We start from the raw sequence: 22,250 nt of genomic DNA on the forward strand, positions 1-22,250 counted from the left end.
CCTTTCGTCGGGTGTTACGGCTGCTGCCGCCTGCCACCGATGACGTTACGGACCCTTGCGGTCAGGTGCTGTCCTCAAGCACCCCGGGGACTTCAGAAGGGAAACGCGCTGCGCCCGTGCTGCACCGAGATCCACCGCAGTGTGGTGAACGCGTCCAGCGTGGTCTCGCCGTTCAGCCGGCCGATCCCGGAGTTCTTCTCGCCGCCGAAGGGGATCAGCGGCTCGTCGTGGATGGTGCCGTCGTTCACGTGGAACATGCCGGTGTCGACCTGCTGGGCGAAGGCGACCCCCCGCTCGACGTCGGCCGTGTGGACGGCGCCGCTGAGGCCGTAGGGGGTGTCGTTGACGATGCGGATCGCCTCCTCCTCGCCGTCGAAGGGGACGAGCAGGGCGACGGGGCCGAAGATCTCCTTGTGCAGCAGGGAGGAGTCGGACGGTACGTCCGTGAGGACGGACGGCTCCACCATGTTGTCGGTCGTCGTGCCGCGCACCAGGACGGTGGCGCCCTCGGCGACCGCCTGGTCGACGGCGGCGGAGATGGCGTTGGCCTGGAGGGAGTTGATGACCGGGCCGATCACCGTCTGCGGGTCGCGCGGGTCGCCGGTCTTGAGGGTTCTGACCTTGGCGACGAACTTCTCGGTGAACTCGGCCGCCACCGAACGGTCCACCAGGACCCGGTTGGCGGCCATGCAGACCTGGCCCTGGTCGACGTAGCGGCTGAAGACGGCCGCGTCGACCGCGTAGTCGATGTCGGCGTCGTCGAGGACCACCAGCGCGCTGTTGCCGCCCAGTTCGAGGACGGTGCGCTTGAGCTGCGCGGCGCAGACCGTGGCGATGTGCCGGCCGACCTTGTCGGAGCCGGTGAAGGTGATGACCTTGGGGATCGGGTGCTCGATGAAGGCGTCGCCTATCTCGGCGATGTCGGTGACGACCACGTTGAGCAGACCGGCCGGCAGGCCCGCGTCCTCGAAGAGCTTCGCGATCAGGGTGCCGCCGACGATCGGGCTGTCCTCGTGCGGCTTGAGGACGACGGCGTTGCCGAGGGCGAGGGCGGCGGCGACGGGCTTGATCGACAGCAGGAACGGCGAGTTGAAGGGGCTGATGACGCCGACGACACCGACGGGCACGCGGTAGAGGCGGTTCTCCTTGCCCTCGACCGGGGAGGGCAGGATCCGGCCCTCGGAGCGCAGCGTCAGCTGGGCGGCCTCGCGCAGGAACTCCTTGGCGAGGTTGATCTCGAAGCGGGCCTTCACATGCGTACCGCCGAGCTCGGCGATGATCGCGTCGAGGACCTCCTGCTCGCGTTCCTCGAGCAGCCGCAGGGCACGGTCGAAGATGTCACGGCGGGTGTAGGGATTGGTCGTGGACCAGTGCTTCTGGCTCCGGGCGGCGCACTTGTACGCCTCGTCCACCTCGTCGATGGTGGCGATGGTGATCGAGGCGAGCTTCTCGCCGTCGTAGGGATTGAAGTCGATGATGTCCCAGGAACCGGTGCCCGGGCGCCACTCACCGTCGATGAACTGCTGGGCCAGGTCGGTGAAGCAGGACGACATGTGATCCCTCAATCCCTTGCCCCGAGATACTGATCACACGTCATCGTACTTACGTTTTATGCGAGTTGGAGGCGTCACCTCGGGAAACGCAACACGCACACAGGAAAACCGAGGGTTATCCCTACGGCGTCTACGACAGGCCCTACGACAGTTGCAGGAGCCCGCGCAACAGGTCCCGGCTCTCGTCCGGACCGGGACTGTCCTGCTGGAGCTCCTTGAGCGCCTGTTCGTACTGGCCGACGTCCTCGCGCTTGTCGAGGTAGAGCGCGCTGGTGAGCTGCTCCAGATAGACGACGTCCGACAGGTCGGACTCCGGGAAGCTCAGGATGGTGAAGGCGCCGCTCTCCCCAGAGTGCCCGCCGAAGCTGAACGGCATGATCTGCAGCCGTACGTTGGGACGCTGGGAGAAGTCGATCAGGTGCTGGAGCTGGCCGCGCATCACCTCGCGGTCGCCGTACGGCCGGCGCAGGGCGGCCTCGTCCAGGACGACGTGGACCTCGGGGGCGTTCTCGGAGACGAGGTACTTCTGCCGCTCCAGGCGCAGCGCCACCCGCCGGTCGATGTCGGCGGCGCTCGCGCCCTTCATGCCACGCTTGACGACCGCGTGGGCGTACGCCTCGGTCTGCAGCAGTCCGTGCACGAACTGCACCTCGTAGGCGCGGATCAGCGAGGCCGCGCCCTCCAGGCCGACATAGGTGGGGAACCAGTTCGGCAGGACGTCCGAGTAGCTGTGCCACCAGCCCGCCACGTTGGCCTCGCGGGCGAGGCCGACGAGTGCCGCGCGCTCCGCCTCGTCCGTGATGCCGTACAGCGTCAGCAGGTCTTCCACGTCTCGCGTTTTGAAGCTCACCCGGCCCAACTCCATCCGGCTGATCTTCGACTCCGAGGCGCGGATCGAGTAACCCGCGGCCTCACGCGTGATGCCCCGTGCCTCACGCAGTCGCCTGAGTTGCGAGCCGAGCAGCATGCGCCGCACCACCGATCCGGGCTCTCCCGCGCTCACGTTCGCCAGCCTCCCCAACCGTCTTAGGGGCCGCAGTCTGCCACTAAAACACTCCGAGCAGTACTCGTCCGATTACAGAGACAGGAGAAAACCAAAGGTACGGGGCGGAAGGAAGCGCGGAGAGGGAGAGGAGAGGGAAAGGAACGGGCGAGCAGGAGACGTGAAGATGGCGGAAAAAATGGCCAAGAAGCGGTACGGGAAGGTCCATTTCGGTCACGTGCACGTGCATCTGCCCTTGCATCTGCTGTGCGCATCCGAAACCATGGTCCCGCGCCACCGCTGCTCGCAACGACCGCGAATTCCCGGGAGTGCCTCGCATGGGGACGAATGGATCGACCATGCTCGAGCCGTTACGGCAGGGCCTTCCGCCGCTGGATCCCGCGGCCGTGTCCAGCGCCGCCTCGTGCGCCCTGCCCGCCCGCTACGAAGCGGTGCGCGACGCGCGGCAGTTCACGCGCAGGACCCTCGACCAGTGGGACCTCGGCGACCGCTTCGACGACGTGTGCCTGGTCGTGTCCGAACTCGTCACCAACGCGCTGCGACACGCGCTGCCGGCGCCCGCCTCACTGATGCCCGAGCAGTGCCCGCCGGTGCGGCTGCATCTGATGCGCTGGACCGAGCGGCTGGTGTGCGCGGTGCGCGACCCCAGTCACGACAGTCCCGTCGCGCGGGCCACGGACGACTTCTCGGCGGAGTCGGGGCGCGGTCTGTTCCTGGTCGACTCCTTCAGCGACAGCTGGGGCTGGCACCCGCTGGCCGGCACGCTCAGCGGCAAGGTCGTGTGGGCGCTGTTCCAGCTGCGCTCCCCCGCCGAATGAACCACCGCGGCGCACACGGGCGCCGCGGTTCTACGCGCGTCACCGCGCCTGTGACAGCACTCTTCCGTGCGACACCGTTGTCCTGAGGCGGATGGGGATCAGCCCGCGACCAGGTGGTCGAACTCGCCGTCCTTGATTCCGAGCAGCATGGCCTCGATCTCGGCCCGCGTGTAGACGAGCGCCGGTCCGTCGGGGAACCGCGAGTTGCGCACGGCCACGTCTCCGCCGGGCAGCCTCGCGAACTCCACGCAGGACCCCTGCGAGTTGCTGTGCCGGCTCTTCTGCCAGGCCACCCCGTGCAGCTGTGTCGCCGTCATGCCGTTGTACACGTCGTACCCCCCGTCAACGTCCTGGTCCACAGGTAGCTCCCCGGTGGTGCACTGGCTCGAGTGGCCATTGGTGCCATGGTCAATTGACCCGGATCATAACCCCGTTCATGTGCAGATGCAGACGCAGATGCACGTGCACGTGGGGTGTTCCTGCGGTTACAGCTTCGACGCATGCCGTGCGTGATCGGTTCGATCGGTAAATGCTTCGCATTGTTTCGCCCTGTACTAGAAACAGACGCGTATGGGGCCCCTTCTGTTCCACCTCGGGGTAGGGCAAAACGCGACCAGCTCCGCCCGGTTGGTGCGTGCGGGCGGAGCGAAGGGTGGCCGGCCGGCGACCGCAGGGGGGCGAGCCTGACCTCAGCGACTGGAGTACGGCAGCAGCGCCGTCTCCCGTGCGTTCTTGATCGCGCGCGCCAACTGCCGCTGTTGCTGGGCCGAGATCCGGGTGACGCGCCGGCTGCGGATCTTGCCCCGGTCCGAGATGAACTTCCGCAGCAGGTCGGTGTCCTTGTAGTCGATGTACGTGATCCCGGCCTGGTCCAGCGGATTGGGGCGGCTCTTGGCGGGCTTGCGGTCGGTCTTGCGGGGCATGGCGGGGTCAGACCTCCAGAAGGGTGTCGAAGGCGGGCGGCAGCCGCTTCCAGGCGTCGCGCCCGGCGGCGTACTCGGCGTCGGTGAGCAGGCAGGACTCCAGCAGCCGCCCGAGCCCTTCGCGGTCGAGGCCGGGGGACGTGAAGACCAGGTGCTGGCAGCGGTCGCCGTGTTCGGGGTGCCAGTCCAGCGCGGCGGCGGCACGACGCAGCGGCGGAACCATCTCCCAGGCCGCGTCGGGCAGCGAGGCGAGCCACGGCCCCGCGTTCTCCACACACAGCGCCCCGCCGGCCGCGTCCCAGTGGAGCAGCGTGTCGGGCCGGTCGGCGAGCCAGAACCGGCCCCGGCTGCGGGCGGCGGCGCAGGTCAGGTCCTCCAGGGCCGCGTACAGCCGCTCCGGGTGGAAGGGCCGGCACTGGTGCCAGACGAAGGTGGCGACCCCGCAGGCGTCGGCCTCCGCGGGGAGCAGCGCGCAGGCGGGGTGCTGGGCGGCCGCCGCCGCTTCGACGTCGAAGCCGGCCAGGGCGGCTCGGGCGAGGGGTGACGCGAAGAGTGACGGTGCCCCCGCCCTGTCCCCGGCACCGATCGGGATGTGACGGGCCGTCGGGTGCAGCTGGGCGAGCAGTTCGCGGTCCTCGTCGTCGGCCTCCTCGGAGTCGGCGACGGCGAGGACGGGGGCGTACTCCACCTGGCGGGCGAAGGTGTCGGCGACCGTGCGCCGGTCGGTGGCGGCCGCGGCGAGACCGCGTTCGGCGAGGTCGTCGCCGTTGCCGAGGTACGGCAGGACCAGCGCCGGGTCGACGGCGGTGATCACGCCGGTGACCGTGAGGCCACCGGCCGCGACCACCTCGGCCATGGCCTTGGGCTCGACGGAGTCCCACAGTTCGACGACGGCGAGCCGGGTGCCCCCGGCCTCGGCGAGCCGCTTCAGCTCGGGCACCAGGTCCTCGCGCAGAGCACAGCAGGCACAGTCGTTGACCAGGGGGGCCTCGCCGGCGGAGAGGATTCCGCCGGCGTCCCGCACCGTCCGTACGACCGTGCCCGCCGCGGCCGTCGCCAGGTCGTGGTGGAGTACGACGCTTCCGGGCACGTCGGCGAGCAGGCGCGCGACCGCGGCGCGGCGCGCGTCGGCGTGCAGCCCGCCGACGATGACGACGGAGAGTTCGTCCACCTGGCTAGCCCTGCTTCCCGTACCGGCGCTCGAAGCGCTCCACGCGTCCGGCCGTGTCCAGGACGCGGGCGGTACCGGTGTAGAAGGGGTGGCTGACGTCGGAGATCTCGACGTCCACGACCGGGTAGGTGTGGCCGTCCTCCCACTCGATCGTCTTCTCGCTCGCCGTCGCGGAAAGCGTCGAGCGGGTCAGGAAGACGTAGTCGGCGGCACGGTCACGGAAGACGACGGGGCCGTAGGACGGGTGGATTCCCTTGCGCATGGTGTGTCAGCGCTCCTCTCGGAAGTCGACGTGGCGGCCGGCGGCCGGGTCGTACTTGCGCAGCGTCATACGGTCCGGGTCGTTGCGGCGGTTCTTGCGGGTGACGTACGTGAAGCCGGTTCCGGCCGTGGACCGGAGTTTGATGACCGGGCGGAGTTCGTTGCGTGCCATGCTGGTATCTTAATGAAAACGAATCCCATTTGCACTACTGCTCGAGGAGAGGTACGTCACTCGTGTCCGCGCACTGCATGCTGACCGGCGCCCGGCCCGGCTTCGGCAACCGCGTCTCCCACTCCCACCGGCGCACCTCACGCCGCTTCGACCCGAACATCCAGACCAGGCGGTACTGGCTGCCCGGCGAGGGCCGGTACGTACGGCTGCGGCTCGGCGCCAGGGGCATCAAGACGGTCGACGCCATCGGCGTGGAGGCGGCCGTGGCCCGGATCCGCGCCCGGGGAGTGAGGGTCTGATGGCGAAGAAGAGCAAGATCGCGAAGAACGACAGGCGGCAGGAGGTCGTCGGGCGGTACGCCGTACGGCGCGCCGAGCTGAAGGAGATCATCCGGCGGCCGTCGTCGCCGGAGGCCGAACGGGCCGCCGCCCAGCGGGAACTGCGCGGGCAGCCGCGCGACGCCAGTGCCACGCGGGTCCGCAACCGCGACCAGGTGGACGGGCGGCCGCGTGGCTACTTCCGGACGTTCGGCCTGTCCCGGGTGAGTCTGCGGGAGCAGGCGCACGCGGGGTATCTGCCGGGGGTGCGCAAGTCGTCCTGGTAGCTTGCTGCGAACCTTCCGGCCCGCGGGCCGACCGGCTACAGCTTGGGAGTTTGCAGTGACTTCGGCTACCTCCTCGCGCCCCTCGCGTGGCGCGTCGCGTCGGCGGGCACGGGTCGCGGCCGCGGCCCTGGGACTGGCGGGTGCGCTCGCGCTGACCGCGTGCAGCGACGGGGGCGACTCCGCGGACGACTCCCCGTCCAGCCCGGCCGCGAGCACGAGCGCCGACACCGGTGGCGGCTCGGGCGGCTCGGGCGGCTCGGCGCCGTCGGGCGGCATCCAGGGCAGCTGGCTGACCACCGCCGACGGTCACGCCGTCGCGCTGGTGATCAACGGCAAGGAGGCCGCGCTGTTCGCCACGGGCGGGTCCGTGTGCACCGGGACCGCGGGCGAGGAGGCGGGCATGCAGATGATCCACCTCAAGTGCACGGACGGCAAGAAGGACCGGGCGACGGGGATGGTCGACTCCGTGAGCAGGACGAGCATGAAGGTCACCTGGGAGGGCGGCACCGGCGCGGAGACCTACACCAGGTCGCAGGGCGGGAAGCTGCCCACCGGGTTGCCGACGGCGAGCCTCGGGTCGTAGGCGGGCGGTTCACGCCGACGACGTACGCGTGCGGCCCGGGCGGAGGGGGCCAGGGGCTCAGGTGGGGCGTGCGGTGGGGGCGCATGGTGGTGCGGGGTGGTCCTGAGCGTGGGGGTGCCCGGCGGGGCGGTGGGCTTGTGCGTGATGATCGGTGGGCACTGTCACGATCTCAGGGGACCCATCTATGCGCGCCGTTCCGCTCACCGTCACCGTTCTAGCCGCCGCCCTCCTGCTCACCGCCTGCGACAGCGGTGGTGACGAGTCCGGCGGTGGGTCCGAGAGCAGCTCCAGTGCCGAGGGGAAGAGCCCCGGCGGCGCCTGCGCCCTCGACCAGCTGGGCTCGGAGGTCGGCCCCGTCAACGCCGCCCCGGCCGCCGGGGACTCCGGCAACGTCACCGTCACCCTCACCAACAAGGGCGCCGAGTGCACCCTGGAGGGCTTTCCCTCGGTCGGCCTCGACGCCGGCAGCGTCTCCAGCAGCGTCGCGCAGGACAAGGCCGGCCAGCCGCAGAAGCTGACGCTCACGAAGGACGGCACCGCCACCTTCACCATCACCTACGCCCGGGGCGCGGGCGGCGACGCGAAGAGCCTCTCCGTCAAGACGGTCAAGTACGGTCTGCCGGGCGCCAAGGCCACCAAGAGCTTCCCGTGGTCGTACGGCGACATCGCACTGAAGGCCGGTACCGGCGACCCGGACGCAACGGTGAGCGCGTTCCAGCAGGCGGGCGACTAAGGCCCCTGTCCGGCGGATCGGGTCGGGGCGCAGGGAAGCGACGGCGCCCCGTCCGCGCGGGTGGGCGGGGCTTGGCACGTCCGTATGCGGCATGATCCGCCGGACCAGGCCCCAGGTCGGGACTGCAAAGTAGCGCCGCCTGCCCACGGGCAGGGCTGCCTCCGCCTCGCGAGGCGGAGGGGAGACCGCGTACAGGCCTGGCCGTGGGCGGGCGATCCCGCCAACGCGGCGGTGGGCCCTCCCGCGCGAGCGAAGCCGGGCGTCGGGCGAGCCAGGCCGGGCATCGCCTGCCGGGCCGGGCGTCGGGCGCTGAGCCGGGCATCGCGAGCCAGGCCGTCGGGTGAGCCAGGCCGGGCGTCGGGCGAGCCAGGCCGGGCATCGCCTGCCGGACCGGGCATCGCCGAGCGTCGCGGGCCGGGCGTCGCTGGCCGGGCAGGACTGTGAGGACACGACCTGTAGGGCCGGTGCGGCGGATCATGCCGGAGACTCGGGGGCCGGAACGCCCATCTGCGCCGACGAGGCACCGGGGCCTTCCTCCGGCTTGGTCCGCCGACCAGGCCAGGCCGTGTCAGCAAAGCCGCGCGAGCGAAGCCGGGCGCGGGCGGGCCGGGCGGGACGCTGCGGACGCGGCCCAGGGCTGTCCGGCGGGTGGGTCAAGGGAGGCGGGGGCGGGATTCGACTCGGGCCCGGTCCGCTGCCTCGGCGCCCTGCGTCCAGCCGGCCGCGTCGCTGACTCCGCGCAGGCGGGTGGTGACGGTCTGAGGAAAGAGGCGGTCCGTCGCCGAGGTGACCGCGACCTCGCGGGAGGCGAGGACGGGCAGCAGGTCGTCGCTCACCTCGACCTCGGCGGCGGTCGCGAGGCGGCTGCCGATGCGGTGGGCGTACGCGGCGAGGAAGGACTGCCGGAAGGTCTTCGTGCGTTTGCGGCCGCCCGCGCGCTGGGCGGCTTCCGCCTTCGTCATCGCGGTCGTGGCCTGGACGAGGAGCGAGGTGTAGAGGAGTTCCACCACCTCCAGGTCGGCCTCAAAGCCGACGACCGTGGAGAAGCCGAGGGGTTCGTTCCACACGGCCCGGCAGTGGTTGGCGTCGGCGACCGCGTCCAGCAGCACCGCCTTGGCCTGCTCGTACGGCGGCTCGACACCGATCCGGCAGGCGCCGGGCGCGTCCGGAGCCGGCGCCCGTGCGGCGAGCAGCGCCTCGTCGACGCTGTGCCGGGCCATCAGCTCCTGCGCCTTGGCCGTGAGCGCCTCCGCCTCCTCCGGGAACCCGGTCGCCTCCGCCTTGGCGAGCAGCGCGCGGATGCGGGTGAGCATGCGGGAGCCGGACCCGGGCCGGGCGGCGGGCTCTTCGAGGGGTTCCAGGGTGGGCAGGCGCAGCAGCAGGCGGTACAGCTCCAGGACCGCGGTGGCGTGCGAGAAGCGGTCGGCGCGGGGCGGCACGTCGCCGGCCTCGGCGGCCAGTTCCTCCAGTTGTGCCGCCCAGCGACGCCCGCGCGGGCGGTCGTCCCGCGCCTGCGCGCGGATCGACGCCGACACCAGGCGTACGTGGACGTCGTCCAGTTCGCGGCGCACGATCCGTACGACGTCCGCGGGCTGCCAGCCACGCCGCCACGCCGTCGCCACGAACTCCTCCCCGCGCCGCGCGAGCTCGGCGTCGGCCGCGGGGTCGGCGGCGAGGAGTGAGGCGCCGGTGTCGAGGGTGGTGTCGGTGGCGTCGTAGAGGGCGGCCTGGAAGGCGCGGTCGACGGTGCTTGGCGTACTGCTGCTCACCCGTCGATCGTGTCATGGGCGCACAAGCGGAAACGTACTGTCAACTCAAGGTTGACAGCCCCTGAGTGCCAACCTACGGTTGACACATGGCGAAGAACACGACCATCACGACATCCGTACGCCTCGACGACCTCATCGCGGCCATCAAGGGCGGCCACGCCGAGCCCCTGGAACAGCTCCAGGACGCGGTGATCGCCGGTGAGCACCTCGGCGAGGTGGCCGACCACCTGATCGGCCACTTCGTCGACCAGGCCCGCCGGTCGGGTGCCTCCTGGACGGACATCGGCAGGAGCATGGGGGTCACCCGGCAGGCCGCGCAGAAGCGGTTCGTGCCCAAGGAGTCAACCGACCTCGACCCCAACCAGGGCTTCAGCCGCTACACGCCCCGCGCGCGCAACGTCGTCGTGGCCGCCCACAACGAGGCCAAGTCCGCGGGCGGCACCGAAGGGCTCCCCGAGCACCTGGTCCTCGGTCTGCTCGCCGAGCCGGAGGGCATCGCCGCGAAGGCGTTCCTCGCACAGGGCCTCTCGCTCGACGCCGTCCGTGAGGCGGCGACCGCCGTGCTCCCGCCGGCCGCCGAGGACGCCCCCGAGCTGATCCCCTACGGCCCGGCGGCCAAGAAGGTCCTGGAACTCACCTTCCGTGAGGCCCTCCGCCTGGGCCACAACTACATCGGCACCGAGCACATCCTGCTGGCCCTGCTGGAGCACGAGAACGGCAAGGGCGTCCTCAGCGGCCTCGGCATCGACAAGGCGGGGGTCGAGGCCTACGTGACGGAGCTCCTGGCGGAAGTGATCAAGGACCGGCAGCAGGGGGAGGGGGACGAACAAGCACCGGAAGAAACCGGCTGACCTGTGGCTTCCCACGGCCGGAGGCCGTTGTCAGACCCCCCTGCCACACTCGCAGCATGACCGACCGGTGGGCGCTCGCTCCGGCCGAGGACGGTGGCGCGGAGCTCGCCCCCCTCGGTCCGGACGGGCTGCCCGCGGGGCCGGTGCTGCGGGAGGCGGACCTCGCCGAGGCGGTGCGCAGCCGGCCTCGGGTGAGCCGCTGGGTGTGGCGTTCGACGGCCGATGTGTATCCGCGTCTGCTCGCCACGGGGGTGCGAGTCGAGCGGTGCTACGACGTCGAGGACGCCGAGACGCTCCTCCTCGGCCACGAGGGGCGCCACGGCGAGCCACGCTCGGCGGCCGCCGCCCTGGCCCGGCTGCGCGGCGGTCCCGTACCGCCGGATCCGCCGCAGCGGTCGGCCGCACCGGGCGCCCAGTCCTCCCTCTTCGAGCCGGAGGGCATCGGGCTGCCCCTCGCGGACCTCGTCGAGGTCTACGCCGAGCAGCAGCGGCGGCACGACCGGGCCGGGCACCCCGACCGGATGCGGCTGCTGACGGCCGCGGAGTCGGCGGGGATGCTGGTGGCCGCCGAGATGAACCGGGCGGGGCTGCCGTGGAGCGCGGACGTGCACCGCGAGGTGCTGCACGAACTGCTCGGCGAGCGGTACGCGGGCGGGGGCGAGCCACGCCGGCTGGCGGAGCTGGCGGACGAGGTGTCGGCCGCCTTCGGGCGCCGGGTGCGGCCCGACCTGCCCGCCGACGTCGTCAAGGCCTTCGCGCAGGCCGGCATCAGGATCAGGTCGACCCGTCGCTGGGAGATCGAGTCCATCGACCATCCGGCGGTGAAGCCGCTGATCGAGTACAAGAAGCTGTACCGCATCTGGGTCGCGCACGGCTGGTCCTGGCTGCAGGACTGGGTGCGCGACGGGCGCTTCCGGCCGGAGTTCCTCGCGGGCGGCACGGTCACCGGCCGCTGGGTCACCAACGGCGGGGGCGCGCTCCAGATCCCCAAGGTCATCCGGCGGGCCGTGGTCGCCGACCCCGGCTGGCGGCTGGTCGTCGCCGACGCCGACCAGATGGAACCCCGCGTCCTCGCGGCGATCTCCCGGGACCCCGGGCTGATGGAGGTGGCCGGCCGGGAGACCGACCTGTACCAGTCGGTGTCCGACCGCGCCTTCTCCGGCGACCGCGCCCAGGCCAAGCTCGCCGTGCTCGGCGCCGTCTACGGCCAGACCTCCGGCGACGGACTGAAGAACCTCGCCGCTCTCAGACGCCGCTTCCCCAAGGCGGTGGCGTACGTCGACGACGCCGCCCGCGCGGGCGAGGAGGGACGGCTCGTACGGACATGGCTCGGGCGGACCTGCCCGCCGGCGGCCGGGGCGACGGAGGACACCGCGGAGGAGGCGGGCATCCCGCTCGGGGAGGACGAGACCGGGACTGGGTCCGGGACCGGGACCGGGACCGGGACCGGGACCGGGGCGGAGGCCGACGCCCGGCAGTGGGCTCCCGGCTACGCCTCCACCGACTCCCGCGCCCGCGGCCGCTTCGCCCGCAACTTCGTCGTCCAGGGCAGCGCCGCCGACTGGGCCCTGCTGCTGCTCGCCGCGCTGCGGCGGACCTGTGCGGACATGGCGGCCGAGCTGGTCTTCTTCCAGCACGACGAGGTGATCGTGCACTGCCCCGAGCAGGAGGCCGAAACGGTGGTCGCGGCGATCCGGGAGGCGGCGGACCTGGCGGGGCGGCTGACGTTCGGGGAGACACCGGTGCGGTTTCCGTTCACCACGGCGGTGGTGGAGTGCTATGCGGACGCCAAGTGAGAGGGGGGATCAGGTGGCGTCGGCCTCGTTGACCAGCCCCCGGAGTTCCTCCGTGAGCGCCTTCTCGTCCGTCCCGTCCAGTGCGACGAGGGCGGCGCGCCACTCCTCGTACGCCTCCTCGGGCCGCCCCGACTCGCGCAGCAGGAGTCCGTGCTGGTGCCGGGCCAGGCCGCCCATGTAACGGTCGGCCCGGGCGTCCGCGCGGCGGAGCAGTTCGGCGCACTCGCGCCGGGCGCGGTCGGCTCGGCCGAGCAGGCGCAGGGCGCGTACCAGTCCGAGCCTGGTCTGGGACTCGCCGTGCCAGTCGCCGTGGCCGCCGAGGATGCGCAGGCTCTCCTCGAAGTGGGGCAGGGCGGCGGCCGGTTCGCCCAGGGTGAGGTGGGCGTAGCCGATGTTGCAGTGCGCGGAGTGCCGCACGATGACGGCGCCGATCTCCACGCCGATGGCGAGTGAGCGCCGGTGCTGCTCGATGGCGGCGCGCGCGTCGGTGTGCTCGTACAGGTTGCCCAGGTGGCTGTGGGTGACGGCCTCGCCGTGCGGGTCGTTCAACTGGCGCGAGTACTCCAGGCTCTGCAGCAACGCCTCGCCCGACTCCTCGTACCGTCCGAGTCCTTCGAGCAGCAGGCCCCGGTTGTTGAGGCAGCGCCGGATGCGGGTCAGCCGGCCCCACCGCCGCCAGATCGACAGCGCCCGGTCGTTGAGGGTGAGGGCGTCGTTCAGACGGCCGGTCAGAAAGTGCACGCCGGCCAGATCGCCCAGCGCGTACGCCTCGGCCTCCTCGTCCCCGAGCCACCGCGCCACGCGCAGGGCGGCCCGCCCGAGCGTCTCCATCTCGGCGGCGCGGCCACTGCGCTGGACGTAGGGGAAGAGGAGACGGACAAGCGTCGAGACGTGCGCGGCGGTGCGGTCGTCGGGTGTCCCGGCGGTGCGCTCGACGAGGGTGACGATGTTCTCCAGCTCCAGCTCGCCCCAGGCGAAGGCCCGTTCCGCGCTGTCGAAGGGCGGCACGGCCCGCACGTGCGCCGCGTGGTCGGCGGGTTGCGCGGTGGTCGGGCGCCGACGGTCGTCCTGGTCGAGTCCGGCCTCGACGATGGCCGTGAGGGCGCGTTCGGCGACGGCGGCGTACCAGCGCAGGGTCGTTGTGGTGACGTCGACGGCGGGGTGGGGGTGCTGCGCGGGATCGACGGGTTCGGCGGTGTCGGCGGGTTCGCTGGTGCCGGCGGCACCCGTGGAACCGGCGGGACCAGCGAGATCGGCTGCACCCGCAGAACCGGGGGCACCGGCCGCACCCGCCGCACCCGCCGCACCCGCCGCACCCGCGACGGTCCCGGCCGCCCCCGCGGTTTCTGCGTCCTCGGCGCCCGCGACGGCACGGGAATCCCCAGCGGTATCGGGATGCACGGCGTTCTCGGCGTACCCGGCGCTCCCCGCGTACCCGGCGCTCCCCGCGTCCTCCCCCTCCGCCAGCTCGCGGGCGAAGTCGCGCACGAGGTCGTGGGGGGTGTAGCGGCCGTACGCCGTCTCCTCCAGGAGGGCCACGTCGACGAGGCGGTCGAGGGCTGCCTCGGCGCGGCGCTCGTCGGTGCCGGTGAGGCGGGCCAGCAGGGGTGCGCCGTACGCGGGCAGGTCGAGCGCGCCCATGCGCCGCAGCACGAGGGCGGCGTCCCGGTCGGCCTCGCGGTCGGAGGCGGCGAGCGCGTCGTGGGCGACGGCGAGGGAGCGGCGCACGCTGAGGTCGTCGTACTCGAGGTGGTGGAGCCGTCCGCCGCTGGCCGCCAGTTGTCCGGCGAGCACGTCGGCGGTCAGCGCACGGCGCGCGGCGAGCCGGGCGGCGACCACGCGCAGGGCGAGGGGAAGGCGGCCGGTGAGTTCGACGAGCGGGTGTCCGGCGCCGAGACCGTCCCGGCCCGAGACCGCGCGCAGCAGCGCCGCGCTCTCCTCGTCCGACAGGGGCGCGAGCGGGAAGCGGCGGACGCCGTCGAGCGCGGTCAGCGGCGAGCGGCTGGTGACGATCACGGCGCAGCCGGCACCGGCCGGCAGCAGCGGACGTACCTGCGCGGCGCTCGCGGCGTCGTCGAGCACCATGAGCGTGCGGGTCGGCGCGAGCAGGGAGCGCAGCAGGGCGGCGGCCGCGTCCGGGTGTTCGGGGACGCGGCGGGGCTCGACGCCGAGGTCACGCAGCAGGGCGGCGAGGGCCTGCCCAGGAGTGAGCGGGGTCATGCCGGGGGTGGCGCCGTGCAGATGGACGTACAACTGACCGTCGGGGAAAAGTTCCCGCAGGCCGTGCGCCCCGCGCAGTGCCAGCGCGCTCTTGCCGACGCCGGCCATGCCGCTGATGACGGCGACGGAGGTGGTCGGGGCATCGGTGGCCAAGGTCCGGTGCAGGAGGCGTAGGGCCTCGGTACGGCCGGTGAAGTGGGCGGGCGGTGGCGGGAGCTGGGCGGGGCGGGGGTTGGGCGGCGCGCCGGGGGCAACGAGGTGGTGGTCGCCGACGGGGGCAACAGGCCCGGCGGCGTAGTCAGCGGCCTCGGCGATGGCCTCGGACGCGCCGGTGTCGTCGCCGTCGGGGGCGGCACCGTGCTCGGGAACACCTCCTTCCGCCCCGTGAAGGTCGTCCTCGATCACGTCACCGCTGTCGGGCGAAGCCGCCCGCAGCACCTCCACGTGGGCCTCCCGCACCGCCGGCCCCGGCTCGATGCCGAGCTCCTCGACGAGGCGGGCGCGCAGGTCGCGGTGGACGGCCAGGGCCTCGGCCTGGCGGCCGGTGCGGTGCAGGGCGAGCATCAGCTGACGGTGGTACGTCTCGCGCAGCGGATGTTCGGCGGCCAGCGCCGCCAGTTCGGGCACGAGACCGTCGAGCCGCGTGCCGCCGAGGGCCAGTTCGGCGTCGTACCGCCACTCCAGCAGGAGCAGCCGCGCCTCGTGGAGGCGCTGGACGAACGCGTACCCGCCCAGCTCGGCGGGGAGCCCGCTGAGCGGTGCACCCCGCCACAGCGTGAGCGCGGCGGCGCACTCGCGCACCACGCGCTCCCAGTTCCGGGCGGCGTACGCACCGCGCGCCGCGGCGACGTGCCGCTCGAAGACATGGACGTCCAACTCGCCCTGTTCAACGCGGAGCACGTATCCGGGCGGCACCGCCCGCAACCGTTCGGGGTCGTCGAGGAGACGTCGCAGCCGGGCCACGTGGTTGTGCAGCGAGGCCTGCGCGGACGCGGGCGGCGCGCCGCCCCACAGCGCGTCCTTGAGCGAGGCGACCGGAACGATGCGTCCGGCTTCCAACAGCAACACGGCCAGCAGGGCTCGCACCTTGGGGCTGCCGACGGTACGGACTTCGCACCGGCCGCCGGGGCCCGCGTCACCGAGGCCGCCCCCGGCGCCGCCGTGAGCACCACTCCGGCTGTCGCTCTCGACGCCGTTCCGGCCCTCGTCGTCGTACAGGACCGGCGGCCCCAGCAGTCCGAACCGCAGCGCGCATCGCATCACGCCGCTTCACTGCCTTCCCGCGTGTCCACGCTCGACCGCGCTCCCTGCGGTCCCCGCCGCTTCTGGCGCGTTTCCGCCCACCTCAGGGCGGATTTCCGCCACCCACTTCCTGACGGTCCGCCGCCGGATTCCGCCGACTTCCCGCCCGTTCCCCGTAGCCGTGCGGCGACTTCAGGCCAGGTGACCAGCGGCCGCGCGGAGGACCGTTGGCCACATGTTAGCGATTCGTTGGTGTGACCTGATGTGATCACTACATCGGATCTGGCCCGACGGTGCGCGCGTACGACGCGTTGCTCGGGGGAGTGACGCCGCCGCGGCCGGATCCGGGGACGCGAGAAGGCCCCGGTCGGCGGAGGTGACCGACCGGGGCCTTCGTCCCGTTCTCAGTGCTCCCGACGATTCCGCACGGGTCGCCGGTCGCCGGTCAGATGACCGGCGGCCGCCCCAGCCGGGTCAGTCGCCACACCGTGCGCCAGCGCATGGGCCGCCGCTCACCGGCCGACTCGCGCACCCCTTCCGCGAACCCGCCGAACCACGCCCGCAGTCCGCCCAGCGACCGGGTGCGCAGGAGCGTGGCGAGGATCCACACCCCCAGGTGCACCGGGATCAACGGCAGCGGCAGCCTGCGCCGGACCAGCCAGACCCGGTTGCGGGCGGTCACGCGGTAGTAGATGGCGTGCCGGGCGGGCGAGGTCTTGGGGTGCTGGAGCAGCAGTTCGGGCGCGTAGAGGATGCGCCAGCCGGCGTCCGTGGCCCGCCACGCCAGGTCGGTCTCCTCGTGCGCGAAGAAGAACTCGGCGGGCCAGTCGCCGGTCTCGGCGAGCATGGCCATGCTCAGGGCGTGCCCACCGCCGAGGAAGCCGGTGACGTACCCGCCCTGCATCGGGTCGGCCGCCCCGACCCTGGGCACGTGCCGGCGCTGGGTCTCGCCGTGCTCGTCGGCGATGCGGAAGCCGACGATGCCGAGGCGCGGGTCGGCCGCGTACAGGTCCCGTACCCGGCGCAGTACGTCGGCGTCGACGAGCAGCCCGTCGTCGTCGAGTTCGACCACGACGTCGACGTCACCGAACTCCCGCAGCCGCGCGAGGGCGACATTGCGCCCGCCGGGGCAGCCGAGGTTCTCGTCGACCTCGATGGCGGTGACCTCCCCCGGCAGGGAGAGCCGGCGCGCGAACTCGGGCAGCGGGCACCCGTTGCCGACGATCACGATGCGGGTGGGCGCGAGGTCCTGCTTGGCCACGGACTCCAGCAGGGCGTCGACCTCGGCAGGCCGGTTCCCCATGGTCACCACGGCGACAGCGATCCTCGGCTCCACCACGTCCCTCACACCCCATCCGGCTTCCGACGTCGCGCACGCCTGTCCGCGCGACGCCCGTCGTTCACCAAGATGTTGCCTCACGTCCGAAGGTTGTCCTGGACACCGGCTCGCTTTGCGCCTGGTTTACGGCGATTTTCCCTGCGCCGAACGAATTTCAGCCCCGACCAGTCCTCCCCCAGCGCGGCGACCTTCACGTCGACGACCCCGAGCGGCAGGAACAGCTCCCGCAGCCCGTTCTCGGTGATGTCGCTGACATGCCCGGCGGCCTTTCTGGGCCAGGCGATCCAGAGCATGGCCTCGTCGGCGAGCTCCCGCACGAGCACGGGCGCCGCGGTGGCCGTCTCCCGCTGCTCCCGGAAGAAGGCGACGGTGACGTCGGCCCGTCCCGGCCCGCGCTCGACGACCTCGCACCCCTCGGGCAGCCCGGGGACGTCCCACCCGACCGGCGCCTCCAGGAGCCGCACCCGGTCCCCCGCCCTGATGCCGATCTTCTTGGCGAGCGGCGTACCGGAGTACCCATCGGCACCCGAGCCACCCGAGCCACCGGCTCCCCTCACACCCACCACCTCCGCTCCCCCGCTGCTCCCTCCCACTGTGCACCCCCGGAGGCCTGGATCCACCGGACCCGTCAGTCCGTGCCGCGCACGATGTGCGCCTCCGACGGGTCGTCGACGTCGGCATCGCGGTCGCGGTCGCGGTCCTGGTGGTGGTCGCGGTCCTGATCGTGGTCGTGGTCGTGGTCGTGGTCGGAGGGGTCGTTCCGCTCATCCGCCGACTCGTACGTCTCCACCGTCGTTTCCGGAGCCATGTCGCCACCTGTCTCCTTCGGGAGGGGCAAAGCCGTGTCCGCCGGTGTGTAGGTGAGGAGCATCTGATCGGGGTCGTCCGCGGGGACGAGGGTTTCGAGGCAGACCCGGAGGGTCCCGTTCCCGGGGTGCCGCAGCTCCCTGATGCCGTGGGGCCGTCTGCGGACCGTCTGGCTGGACCAGAGCCGCCCGAAGTGGCCGCTGCCGCGCTTGAGTTCGTCAACCAGCTCGGCCAGGCCGGGATCACCCGGATGCCGCACGGAGTGGGCGCGCAGGGCGCCCACGACCTCCTCGGCGGCCGCGTGGTCGAAGTGCGGAAAGCCTCCGGTGCCGCGGCCGAGGAAGACGAGCTTGGCGAAGTTGCGGCCGCCGGGCGGCAGCGCGGCGAAGTCGACGAGGACCGCGGCGGCACGGGCGTTCCAGGCCAGGACGTCCATACGGCGTCCGAGGACGAGCGCGGGCACCTGGTGCAGGCTTTCCAGCAGCCGCAGCAGCCCGGGACGGACGCGTTGGGGCGTGTCCCGGTCGGGTTCCTGCCGGGGCGGACGGCCGATGCCGTACAGGTAGGCCCGCTCGTCCGGATCGAGGCGCAGGGCGTCGGCCACAGCGTCGAGAACGCTGTCGGACACGTTGTGCGTACGGCCCTGCTCCAGGCGTACGTAGTAGTCGACGCTGATGCCCGCGAGGAGGGCGAGCTCTTCGCGCCGCAGACCCGGCACGCGCCGCCGGGGCGAGCCGGCCGCGAAGCCGAGGTCGGCCGGGCTGAGGGCGGCTCGCCGAGTCCGGAGGAAGTCTCCCAGGTCGGACGGCATACATCAGCTCCCTAAGCATCATCAGACGCCGAATAGTCATCAGCACCTTACCTAGGACGGCCAGTACCAGGAAACCGGCGCCCAGGGTCGAAGTGAGCCTGGATGAAGCCTCGTCGGTCCGGACGATGGAGTGGGAGCACAACCACACGCACCGGACGAAGGGAACCCTCGTGCGCCACACCACTCTCGGCCGCACCGGCATCACGGTCAGCCGGCTGGCACTCGGCACGATGATGCTCGGGGCCTGGGGAAACCCGGACCACGAGGAGGCCGTACGCCTCATCCACACCGCGCTGGACGCGGGCGTCAACTTCATCGACACGGCGGACATGTACTCGGCGGGCGAGTCCGAACACATCGTCGGCAAGGCCCTCAAGGGGCGCCGGGACGACGTCGTACTGGCCACCAAGGTCCACTTTCCGATGGGTGAGGACGCCAACCGGCGCGGCAACTCACGGCGTTGGATCCGCCAGGCCGTCGAGGACAGCCTCCGCCGCCTGGACACCGACCGGATCGACCTCTACCAGGTCCACCGTCCCGACCCCACGACGGACCTCGACGAAACCCTCTCCGTCCTCTCCGACCTGGTGCGGGAGGGCAAGGTCATGGCCATCGGCAGCTCGGACTTCCCCGCCGAGCAGCTCGTCGAGGCCCGCTGGACCGCGGAGCGGCGCGGGCACGTGCCCTTCCACACCGAGCAGCCGCCGTACTCCGTCCTCATGCGCGGAGTGGAGCGCGGGGTGCTTCCCACCGCGCAGCGCCACGGCGTCGGCATTCTCACCTGGAGCCCACTGGCGAGCGGTTGGCTGACGGGCCGCTACCGTCGCGACAGCCCGCTGGAGCTGAACGAGTTCCGGCAGAACCTGATCTCGCACAAGTTCGACCAGACACTGCCGGGCAACGTCCGCAAGTACGAGGTCGTGGAGGAGCTCCTCAAGCTCGCCGACGACGCCGGTCTCCCGCTGACCCACCTCGCGCTGGCGTTCGTGCTCAGCCACCCGGCGGTGGACAGCGCCATCATCGGACCGCGCACCCTGGAGCAGCTGACCGACCTGCTGGCCGCCGCGGACGTCACGCTGGACGACGCGGTGCTGGACCGTATCGACGAGTTGGTCCCGCCCGGCACCGACCTCAACCCGTCGGACGCCGACTACACGCCCCCACACCTCGCCGACGCGGCACTGCGCCGACGCCGATGAGTGCCGGGGCCGTACTGGCGGGGACCGTCCGGTGCGGCGGATGCGGCGAGCCACTGATCCACCGGGAGAGCCCGGCCGGGGCCTACACCTGCCCTTCGGGCTGCGGGTGCCCGGTGCCCGCCGCCGAACTGGAGCAGCGCGTCGGCCGGGCCGTCCTCGAGCGGATGTGGACGGCGGACAGGCTCGCCCGGATGGCCGCCGCCCAGGAACTGCTCGACCGGCTGGGATACGACCTGCCGCATCGCGTGCCCGTGTCGCTCAAGCACGCCCTGCACCAGTGGGAGTACGAGTTCGACGACGAGACGCGCCGTGCGCTGGTGCGGGACGCGCTGATCGCCGTCGTACTGTTTCCGGTCGCCCGGCCGGACTCGGACGACGAGCTCTCCCTCTGCTGGCGCCGGGTCGGGGCCGCCACGGCCGCAGGCCGGAAGGAGTGATTCCGGTCGCTTCCGCCGAATGTCCAGCAGAGGCCATACACCAATAAGAGATTTGCGGGTAACCTGCGGGACATGGGGCCGTCGGTGGAAGAACGCATGGGACATCGCATCAAGCGTGCTGAGCAGGAGTTGACCGCTGCCAAGCACGCCGCGCTGCGCCCGTTCAAGATCAATGTTCCGCAGTACACCGTGCTGCTCGCGCTCATGCTGGAGCCGGGCCTGTCCGGGGCCGCACTGGCCCGGCGTGGCATGGTCACACCGCAGACCATGTCCTCGGTGCTGTCGACGCTGGAGGGACGCGGCCTGGTCGAGCGTCGTCCGCACCCGATCCACAGCCACATCCTCGAAGCCCGCCTGACCCGTTCGGGTGGTGCGCTGATCCGGCGCGCCGACGAGGCGGTGGCCGAGGTCGAGAAGGTGCTGGCCGACTGCTTCGGGCCGGACGAGGCGGCCACGTTCCAGGCGCAGCTCGACCGCTGCTCGAAGGCACTGTCGGGCTGGAAGCCCGCGGACGGCAAGTAGCGACTCACGTAGGCCGTAGTCCCGGACGCTCCTTCCGGGACCGGTTCAACGCCTTGCAGATGTAAGACATCTTATGGAATGCTGATGACGAATACTCATCAGGGATGCGCGCCGCCAGGGGCGTGCCCACTCGACCCCGAGGTATCCATGTCTGCGAGCACCCCGAACTCCCTCGAGCAGGACCCGGCCTTCGTGCTCCACCGCGGCGGGAAACTGGCCGTGCGATCCACCGTCGCGGTGGACAACGCAGACCAGCTCTCGCTGGCCTACACACCCGGCGTGGCCAGGGTGTGCACGGCCATCGCGGAGCATCCCGAACTGGCGGACCTCTACACCTGGCGGTCGCACACGGTCGCCGTGGTCTCCGACGGCACCGCCGTGCTCGGTCTCGGCGACATCGGCCCGGCCGCCGCCCTGCCGGTCATGGAGGGCAAGGCGCTGCTGTTCAAGGAGTTCGCCGACGTGGACGCCGTACCGGTCTGCCTGGCCGCCACCGATGTGGACGACCTGGTGGAGACCGTCGTACGGCTCGCCCCCAGTTTCGGCGGCATCAACCTGGAGGACATCAGCGCTCCGAGGTGCTTCGAGATCGAGGACCGGCTGCGGGCCGCCCTGGACATCCCCGTGTTCCACGACGACCAGCACGGCACCGCGGTCGTCGTGCTGGCCGCGCTGCGCAACGCGGCCCGCCTGACCGGACGGTCCCTGGGTGACCTGCGTGCCGTGGTGGCCGGGGCGGGGGCCTCCGGGCTCGCGGTCAGCCGGATCCTGCTGGAGGCGGGCATCAAGGACCTCGCCGTGGGCGACAGCAAGGGCCTTCTGCACTCCGGCCGGGACGACCTGAACCCCTACAAGGCGGCGGTGGCACGGGACAGCAACCGCGCCGGGCACACCGGCTCCGTGGAGGAGGCGCTGCGCGGCGCCGATGTGTTCATCGGACTGTCCGGGGCGACCATCAGCGAGGGAGCCCTGGCCGGGATGGCGCAGGACGCGATCGTCTTCGCCCTCTCCAACCCCACCCCCGAGGTGGACCCCGCGGTCGCCGCGCGGCACGCGCGCGTGGTGGCCACCGGACGCAGCGACCACCCCAACCAGATCAACAACGTCCTGGCGTTCCCCGGCATCTTCCGCGGCGCGCTCGACGTGCGGGCCGGCACCGTCACGGAGGGCATGAAGCTCGCCGCCGCGGACGCCATCGCCGCCGTCGTGGGCGACGACCTGAGCGCCGACCTCGTCGTGCCCAGCCCGTTCGACGCCCGCGTGGCCCCGGCGGTGGCCAAGGCCGTCGCCGAGCAGGCCCGCCGCGACGGCGTCGCCCGCGGCTGACGCGCCGCCCTGCCGCACGCCCCGAAGCCACAGGAACGACCGGTCGGAACATCCGACCGGACAACAGCCACAACCACCGGCAAGAACAACCGACACGAAGAGGACTGCGA

General features: G+C 72.0%; 23 protein-coding genes. 11 read left to right on the forward strand and 12 right to left on the reverse strand.

Annotated features, from left to right (window positions below; all coding sequences use genetic code 11):
* Positions 1–92: 92 nt before the first annotated feature.
* Positions 93–1,553, reverse strand: coding sequence for an aldehyde dehydrogenase family protein (locus ACGFNV_RS22520; RefSeq protein WP_393624756.1), 1,461 nt, complete (start codon positions 1,551–1,553; stop codon positions 93–95).
* Positions 1,554–1,695: 142 nt separating this feature from the next.
* The gene (locus ACGFNV_RS22525) at positions 1,696–2,520 is read right to left on the reverse strand and encodes a helix-turn-helix domain-containing protein (RefSeq protein ID WP_393625177.1); all 825 of its coding nucleotides are present in this window, start codon (positions 2,518–2,520) and stop codon (positions 1,696–1,698) included.
* A gap of 374 nt (positions 2,521–2,894) precedes the next feature.
* On the opposite strand from ACGFNV_RS22525, the gene ACGFNV_RS22530 reads away from it, so the two are divergent.
* Positions 2,895–3,374, forward strand: coding sequence for an ATP-binding protein (locus ACGFNV_RS22530; RefSeq protein ID WP_393624757.1), 480 nt, complete (start codon positions 2,895–2,897; stop codon positions 3,372–3,374).
* Between the two features lie 98 nt (positions 3,375–3,472).
* Here the strand turns inward: ACGFNV_RS22530 and ACGFNV_RS22535 are convergent, their stop codons facing one another.
* The 5 genes from ACGFNV_RS22535 to rpmG form a co-directional block, all read right to left on the reverse strand.
* Complete coding sequence (locus tag ACGFNV_RS22535) at positions 3,473–3,691, reverse strand: DUF397 domain-containing protein (RefSeq protein ID WP_393625178.1); 219 nt, start codon at positions 3,689–3,691, stop codon at positions 3,473–3,475.
* Between the two features lie 372 nt (positions 3,692–4,063).
* The gene (rpsR, locus tag ACGFNV_RS22540) at positions 4,064–4,297 is read right to left on the reverse strand and encodes a 30S ribosomal protein S18 (RefSeq protein ID WP_393624758.1); all 234 of its coding nucleotides are present in this window, start codon (positions 4,295–4,297) and stop codon (positions 4,064–4,066) included.
* Between the two features lie 7 nt (positions 4,298–4,304).
* Positions 4,305–5,468, reverse strand: a complete 1,164-nt coding sequence (locus ACGFNV_RS22545) for a CobW family GTP-binding protein (RefSeq protein WP_393624759.1) — start codon at positions 5,466–5,468, stop codon at positions 4,305–4,307.
* Positions 5,469–5,472: 4 nt separating this feature from the next.
* Positions 5,473–5,730 carry a type B 50S ribosomal protein L31 gene (locus ACGFNV_RS22550; protein WP_393624760.1) on the reverse strand — a complete coding sequence of 86 codons (258 nt, stop codon included), beginning with the start codon at positions 5,728–5,730 and terminating at the stop codon, positions 5,473–5,475.
* Between the two features lie 6 nt (positions 5,731–5,736).
* Positions 5,737–5,901, reverse strand: coding sequence for a 50S ribosomal protein L33 (gene rpmG / locus ACGFNV_RS22555; protein WP_327430580.1), 165 nt, complete (start codon positions 5,899–5,901; stop codon positions 5,737–5,739).
* A gap of 62 nt (positions 5,902–5,963) precedes the next feature.
* On the opposite strand from rpmG, the gene rpmB reads away from it, so the two are divergent.
* The 4 genes from rpmB (at position 5,964) to ACGFNV_RS22575 (ending at position 7,821) form a co-directional block, all read left to right on the forward strand.
* The gene (rpmB, locus tag ACGFNV_RS22560) at positions 5,964–6,200 is read left to right on the forward strand and encodes a 50S ribosomal protein L28 (protein WP_393624761.1); all 237 of its coding nucleotides are present in this window, start codon (positions 5,964–5,966) and stop codon (positions 6,198–6,200) included.
* Positions 6,200–6,505, forward strand: coding sequence for a 30S ribosomal protein S14 (rpsN, locus tag ACGFNV_RS22565; protein WP_393624762.1), 306 nt, complete (start codon positions 6,200–6,202; stop codon positions 6,503–6,505). The genes rpmB and rpsN overlap by 1 nt, the downstream gene beginning before the upstream one ends.
* A 55-nt stretch (positions 6,506–6,560) precedes the next feature.
* On the forward strand, positions 6,561–7,088 hold the full coding sequence (locus ACGFNV_RS22570) for a hypothetical protein (protein ID WP_393624763.1): 528 nt from the start codon (positions 6,561–6,563) through the stop codon (positions 7,086–7,088).
* A gap of 184 nt (positions 7,089–7,272) precedes the next feature.
* Positions 7,273–7,821 (forward strand): DUF4232 domain-containing protein, encoded by a 549-nt coding sequence (locus tag ACGFNV_RS22575; protein WP_393624764.1) that lies wholly within the window; start codon positions 7,273–7,275, stop codon positions 7,819–7,821.
* 653 nt (positions 7,822–8,474) lie between these two features.
* Here ACGFNV_RS22575 and ACGFNV_RS22580 read toward each other — a convergent pair.
* Entirely contained in the window at positions 8,475–9,590 is a 1,116-nt protein-coding gene (locus ACGFNV_RS22580; RefSeq protein ID WP_393624765.1) for a DUF2786 domain-containing protein, read from the reverse strand.
* A gap of 86 nt (positions 9,591–9,676) precedes the next feature.
* On the opposite strand from ACGFNV_RS22580, the gene ACGFNV_RS22585 reads away from it, so the two are divergent.
* Positions 9,677–10,441: a Clp protease N-terminal domain-containing protein gene (locus ACGFNV_RS22585; RefSeq protein ID WP_393624766.1), complete on the forward strand. Its 765-nt coding sequence runs from the start codon at positions 9,677–9,679 to the stop codon at positions 10,439–10,441.
* Positions 10,442–10,497: 56 nt separating this feature from the next.
* A complete protein-coding gene (locus ACGFNV_RS22590) occupies positions 10,498–12,237 on the forward strand; it encodes a bifunctional 3'-5' exonuclease/DNA polymerase (protein ID WP_393624767.1) in 1,740 nt (579 codons plus the stop codon).
* A 9-nt stretch (positions 12,238–12,246) separates the two neighbouring features.
* Here ACGFNV_RS22590 and ACGFNV_RS22595 read toward each other — a convergent pair whose 3' ends face one another.
* The 4 genes from ACGFNV_RS22595 to ACGFNV_RS22610 all read right to left on the reverse strand — a co-directional run bounded on the left by ACGFNV_RS22595 (position 12,247) and on the right by ACGFNV_RS22610 (position 18,656).
* Positions 12,247–15,717, reverse strand: a complete 3,471-nt coding sequence (locus ACGFNV_RS22595) for a BTAD domain-containing putative transcriptional regulator (protein WP_393625179.1) — start codon at positions 15,715–15,717, stop codon at positions 12,247–12,249.
* Positions 15,718–16,144: 427 nt separating this feature from the next.
* Positions 16,145–17,038, reverse strand: coding sequence for a glycosyltransferase family 2 protein (locus tag ACGFNV_RS22600; protein ID WP_393624768.1), 894 nt, complete (start codon positions 17,036–17,038; stop codon positions 16,145–16,147).
* Positions 17,039–17,115: 77 nt separating this feature from the next.
* On the reverse strand, positions 17,116–17,595 hold the full coding sequence (locus ACGFNV_RS22605) for a DUF3052 domain-containing protein (protein WP_393624769.1): 480 nt from the start codon (positions 17,593–17,595) through the stop codon (positions 17,116–17,118).
* A gap of 71 nt (positions 17,596–17,666) precedes the next feature.
* Positions 17,667–18,656, reverse strand: a complete 990-nt coding sequence (locus ACGFNV_RS22610) for a helix-turn-helix domain-containing protein (RefSeq protein ID WP_393624770.1) — start codon at positions 18,654–18,656, stop codon at positions 17,667–17,669.
* 170 nt (positions 18,657–18,826) lie between these two features.
* Here ACGFNV_RS22610 and ACGFNV_RS22615 point away from each other — a divergent pair, with 170 nt between their 5' ends.
* The 4 genes from ACGFNV_RS22615 to ACGFNV_RS22630 all read left to right on the forward strand — a co-directional run bounded on the left by ACGFNV_RS22615 (position 18,827) and on the right by ACGFNV_RS22630 (position 22,140).
* A complete protein-coding gene (locus tag ACGFNV_RS22615) occupies positions 18,827–19,855 on the forward strand; it encodes an aldo/keto reductase (protein WP_393624771.1) in 1,029 nt (342 codons plus the stop codon).
* Positions 19,856–19,968: 113 nt separating this feature from the next.
* Positions 19,969–20,292 (forward strand): hypothetical protein, encoded by a 324-nt coding sequence (locus ACGFNV_RS22620; RefSeq protein ID WP_393624772.1) that lies wholly within the window; start codon positions 19,969–19,971, stop codon positions 20,290–20,292.
* 96 nt (positions 20,293–20,388) lie between these two features.
* Positions 20,389–20,814, forward strand: coding sequence for a MarR family winged helix-turn-helix transcriptional regulator (locus tag ACGFNV_RS22625; RefSeq protein ID WP_393624773.1), 426 nt, complete (start codon positions 20,389–20,391; stop codon positions 20,812–20,814).
* Between the two features lie 147 nt (positions 20,815–20,961).
* On the forward strand, positions 20,962–22,140 hold the full coding sequence (locus ACGFNV_RS22630) for an NADP-dependent malic enzyme (RefSeq protein ID WP_393624774.1): 1,179 nt from the start codon (positions 20,962–20,964) through the stop codon (positions 22,138–22,140).
* The last annotated feature ends 110 nt before the right edge of the window (positions 22,141–22,250 follow it).

Origin of the sequence: Streptomyces sp. NPDC048751 (assembly GCF_043198595.1) — a bacterium.
Classification (GTDB): Bacteria; Actinomycetota; Actinomycetes; order Streptomycetales; family Streptomycetaceae; genus Streptomyces.

What these genes read in the sequence shown, in the direction of transcription:
- ACGFNV_RS22520 (WP_393624756.1), bottom strand. Translation starts at nt 1,553, where the DNA reads ATGTCGTCCTGCTTCACCGACCTGGCCCAGCAGTTCATCGACGGTGAG.
- ACGFNV_RS22525 (WP_393625177.1), bottom strand. Translation starts at nt 2,520, where the DNA reads ATGCTGCTCGGCTCGCAACTCAGGCGACTGCGTGAGGCACGGGGCATC.
- ACGFNV_RS22530 (WP_393624757.1), top strand. Translation starts at nt 2,895, where the DNA reads ATGCTCGAGCCGTTACGGCAGGGCCTTCCGCCGCTGGATCCCGCGGCC.
- ACGFNV_RS22535 (WP_393625178.1), bottom strand. Translation starts at nt 3,691, where the DNA reads ATGACGGCGACACAGCTGCACGGGGTGGCCTGGCAGAAGAGCCGGCAC.
- rpsR (WP_393624758.1), bottom strand. Translation starts at nt 4,297, where the DNA reads ATGCCCCGCAAGACCGACCGCAAGCCCGCCAAGAGCCGCCCCAATCCG.
- ACGFNV_RS22550 (WP_393624760.1), bottom strand. Translation starts at nt 5,730, where the DNA reads ATGCGCAAGGGAATCCACCCGTCCTACGGCCCCGTCGTCTTCCGTGAC.
- rpmG (WP_327430580.1), bottom strand. Translation starts at nt 5,901, where the DNA reads ATGGCACGCAACGAACTCCGCCCGGTCATCAAACTCCGGTCCACGGCC.
- rpsN (WP_393624762.1), top strand. Translation starts at nt 6,200, where the DNA reads ATGGCGAAGAAGAGCAAGATCGCGAAGAACGACAGGCGGCAGGAGGTC.
- ACGFNV_RS22575 (WP_393624764.1), top strand. Translation starts at nt 7,273, where the DNA reads ATGCGCGCCGTTCCGCTCACCGTCACCGTTCTAGCCGCCGCCCTCCTG.
- ACGFNV_RS22585 (WP_393624766.1), top strand. Translation starts at nt 9,677, where the DNA reads ATGGCGAAGAACACGACCATCACGACATCCGTACGCCTCGACGACCTC.
- ACGFNV_RS22590 (WP_393624767.1), top strand. Translation starts at nt 10,498, where the DNA reads ATGACCGACCGGTGGGCGCTCGCTCCGGCCGAGGACGGTGGCGCGGAG.
- ACGFNV_RS22595 (WP_393625179.1), bottom strand. Translation starts at nt 15,717, where the DNA reads ATGCGATGCGCGCTGCGGTTCGGACTGCTGGGGCCGCCGGTCCTGTAC.
- ACGFNV_RS22610 (WP_393624770.1), bottom strand. Translation starts at nt 18,656, where the DNA reads ATGCCGTCCGACCTGGGAGACTTCCTCCGGACTCGGCGAGCCGCCCTC.
- ACGFNV_RS22625 (WP_393624773.1), top strand. Translation starts at nt 20,389, where the DNA reads ATGGGACATCGCATCAAGCGTGCTGAGCAGGAGTTGACCGCTGCCAAG.
- ACGFNV_RS22630 (WP_393624774.1), top strand. Translation starts at nt 20,962, where the DNA reads ATGTCTGCGAGCACCCCGAACTCCCTCGAGCAGGACCCGGCCTTCGTG.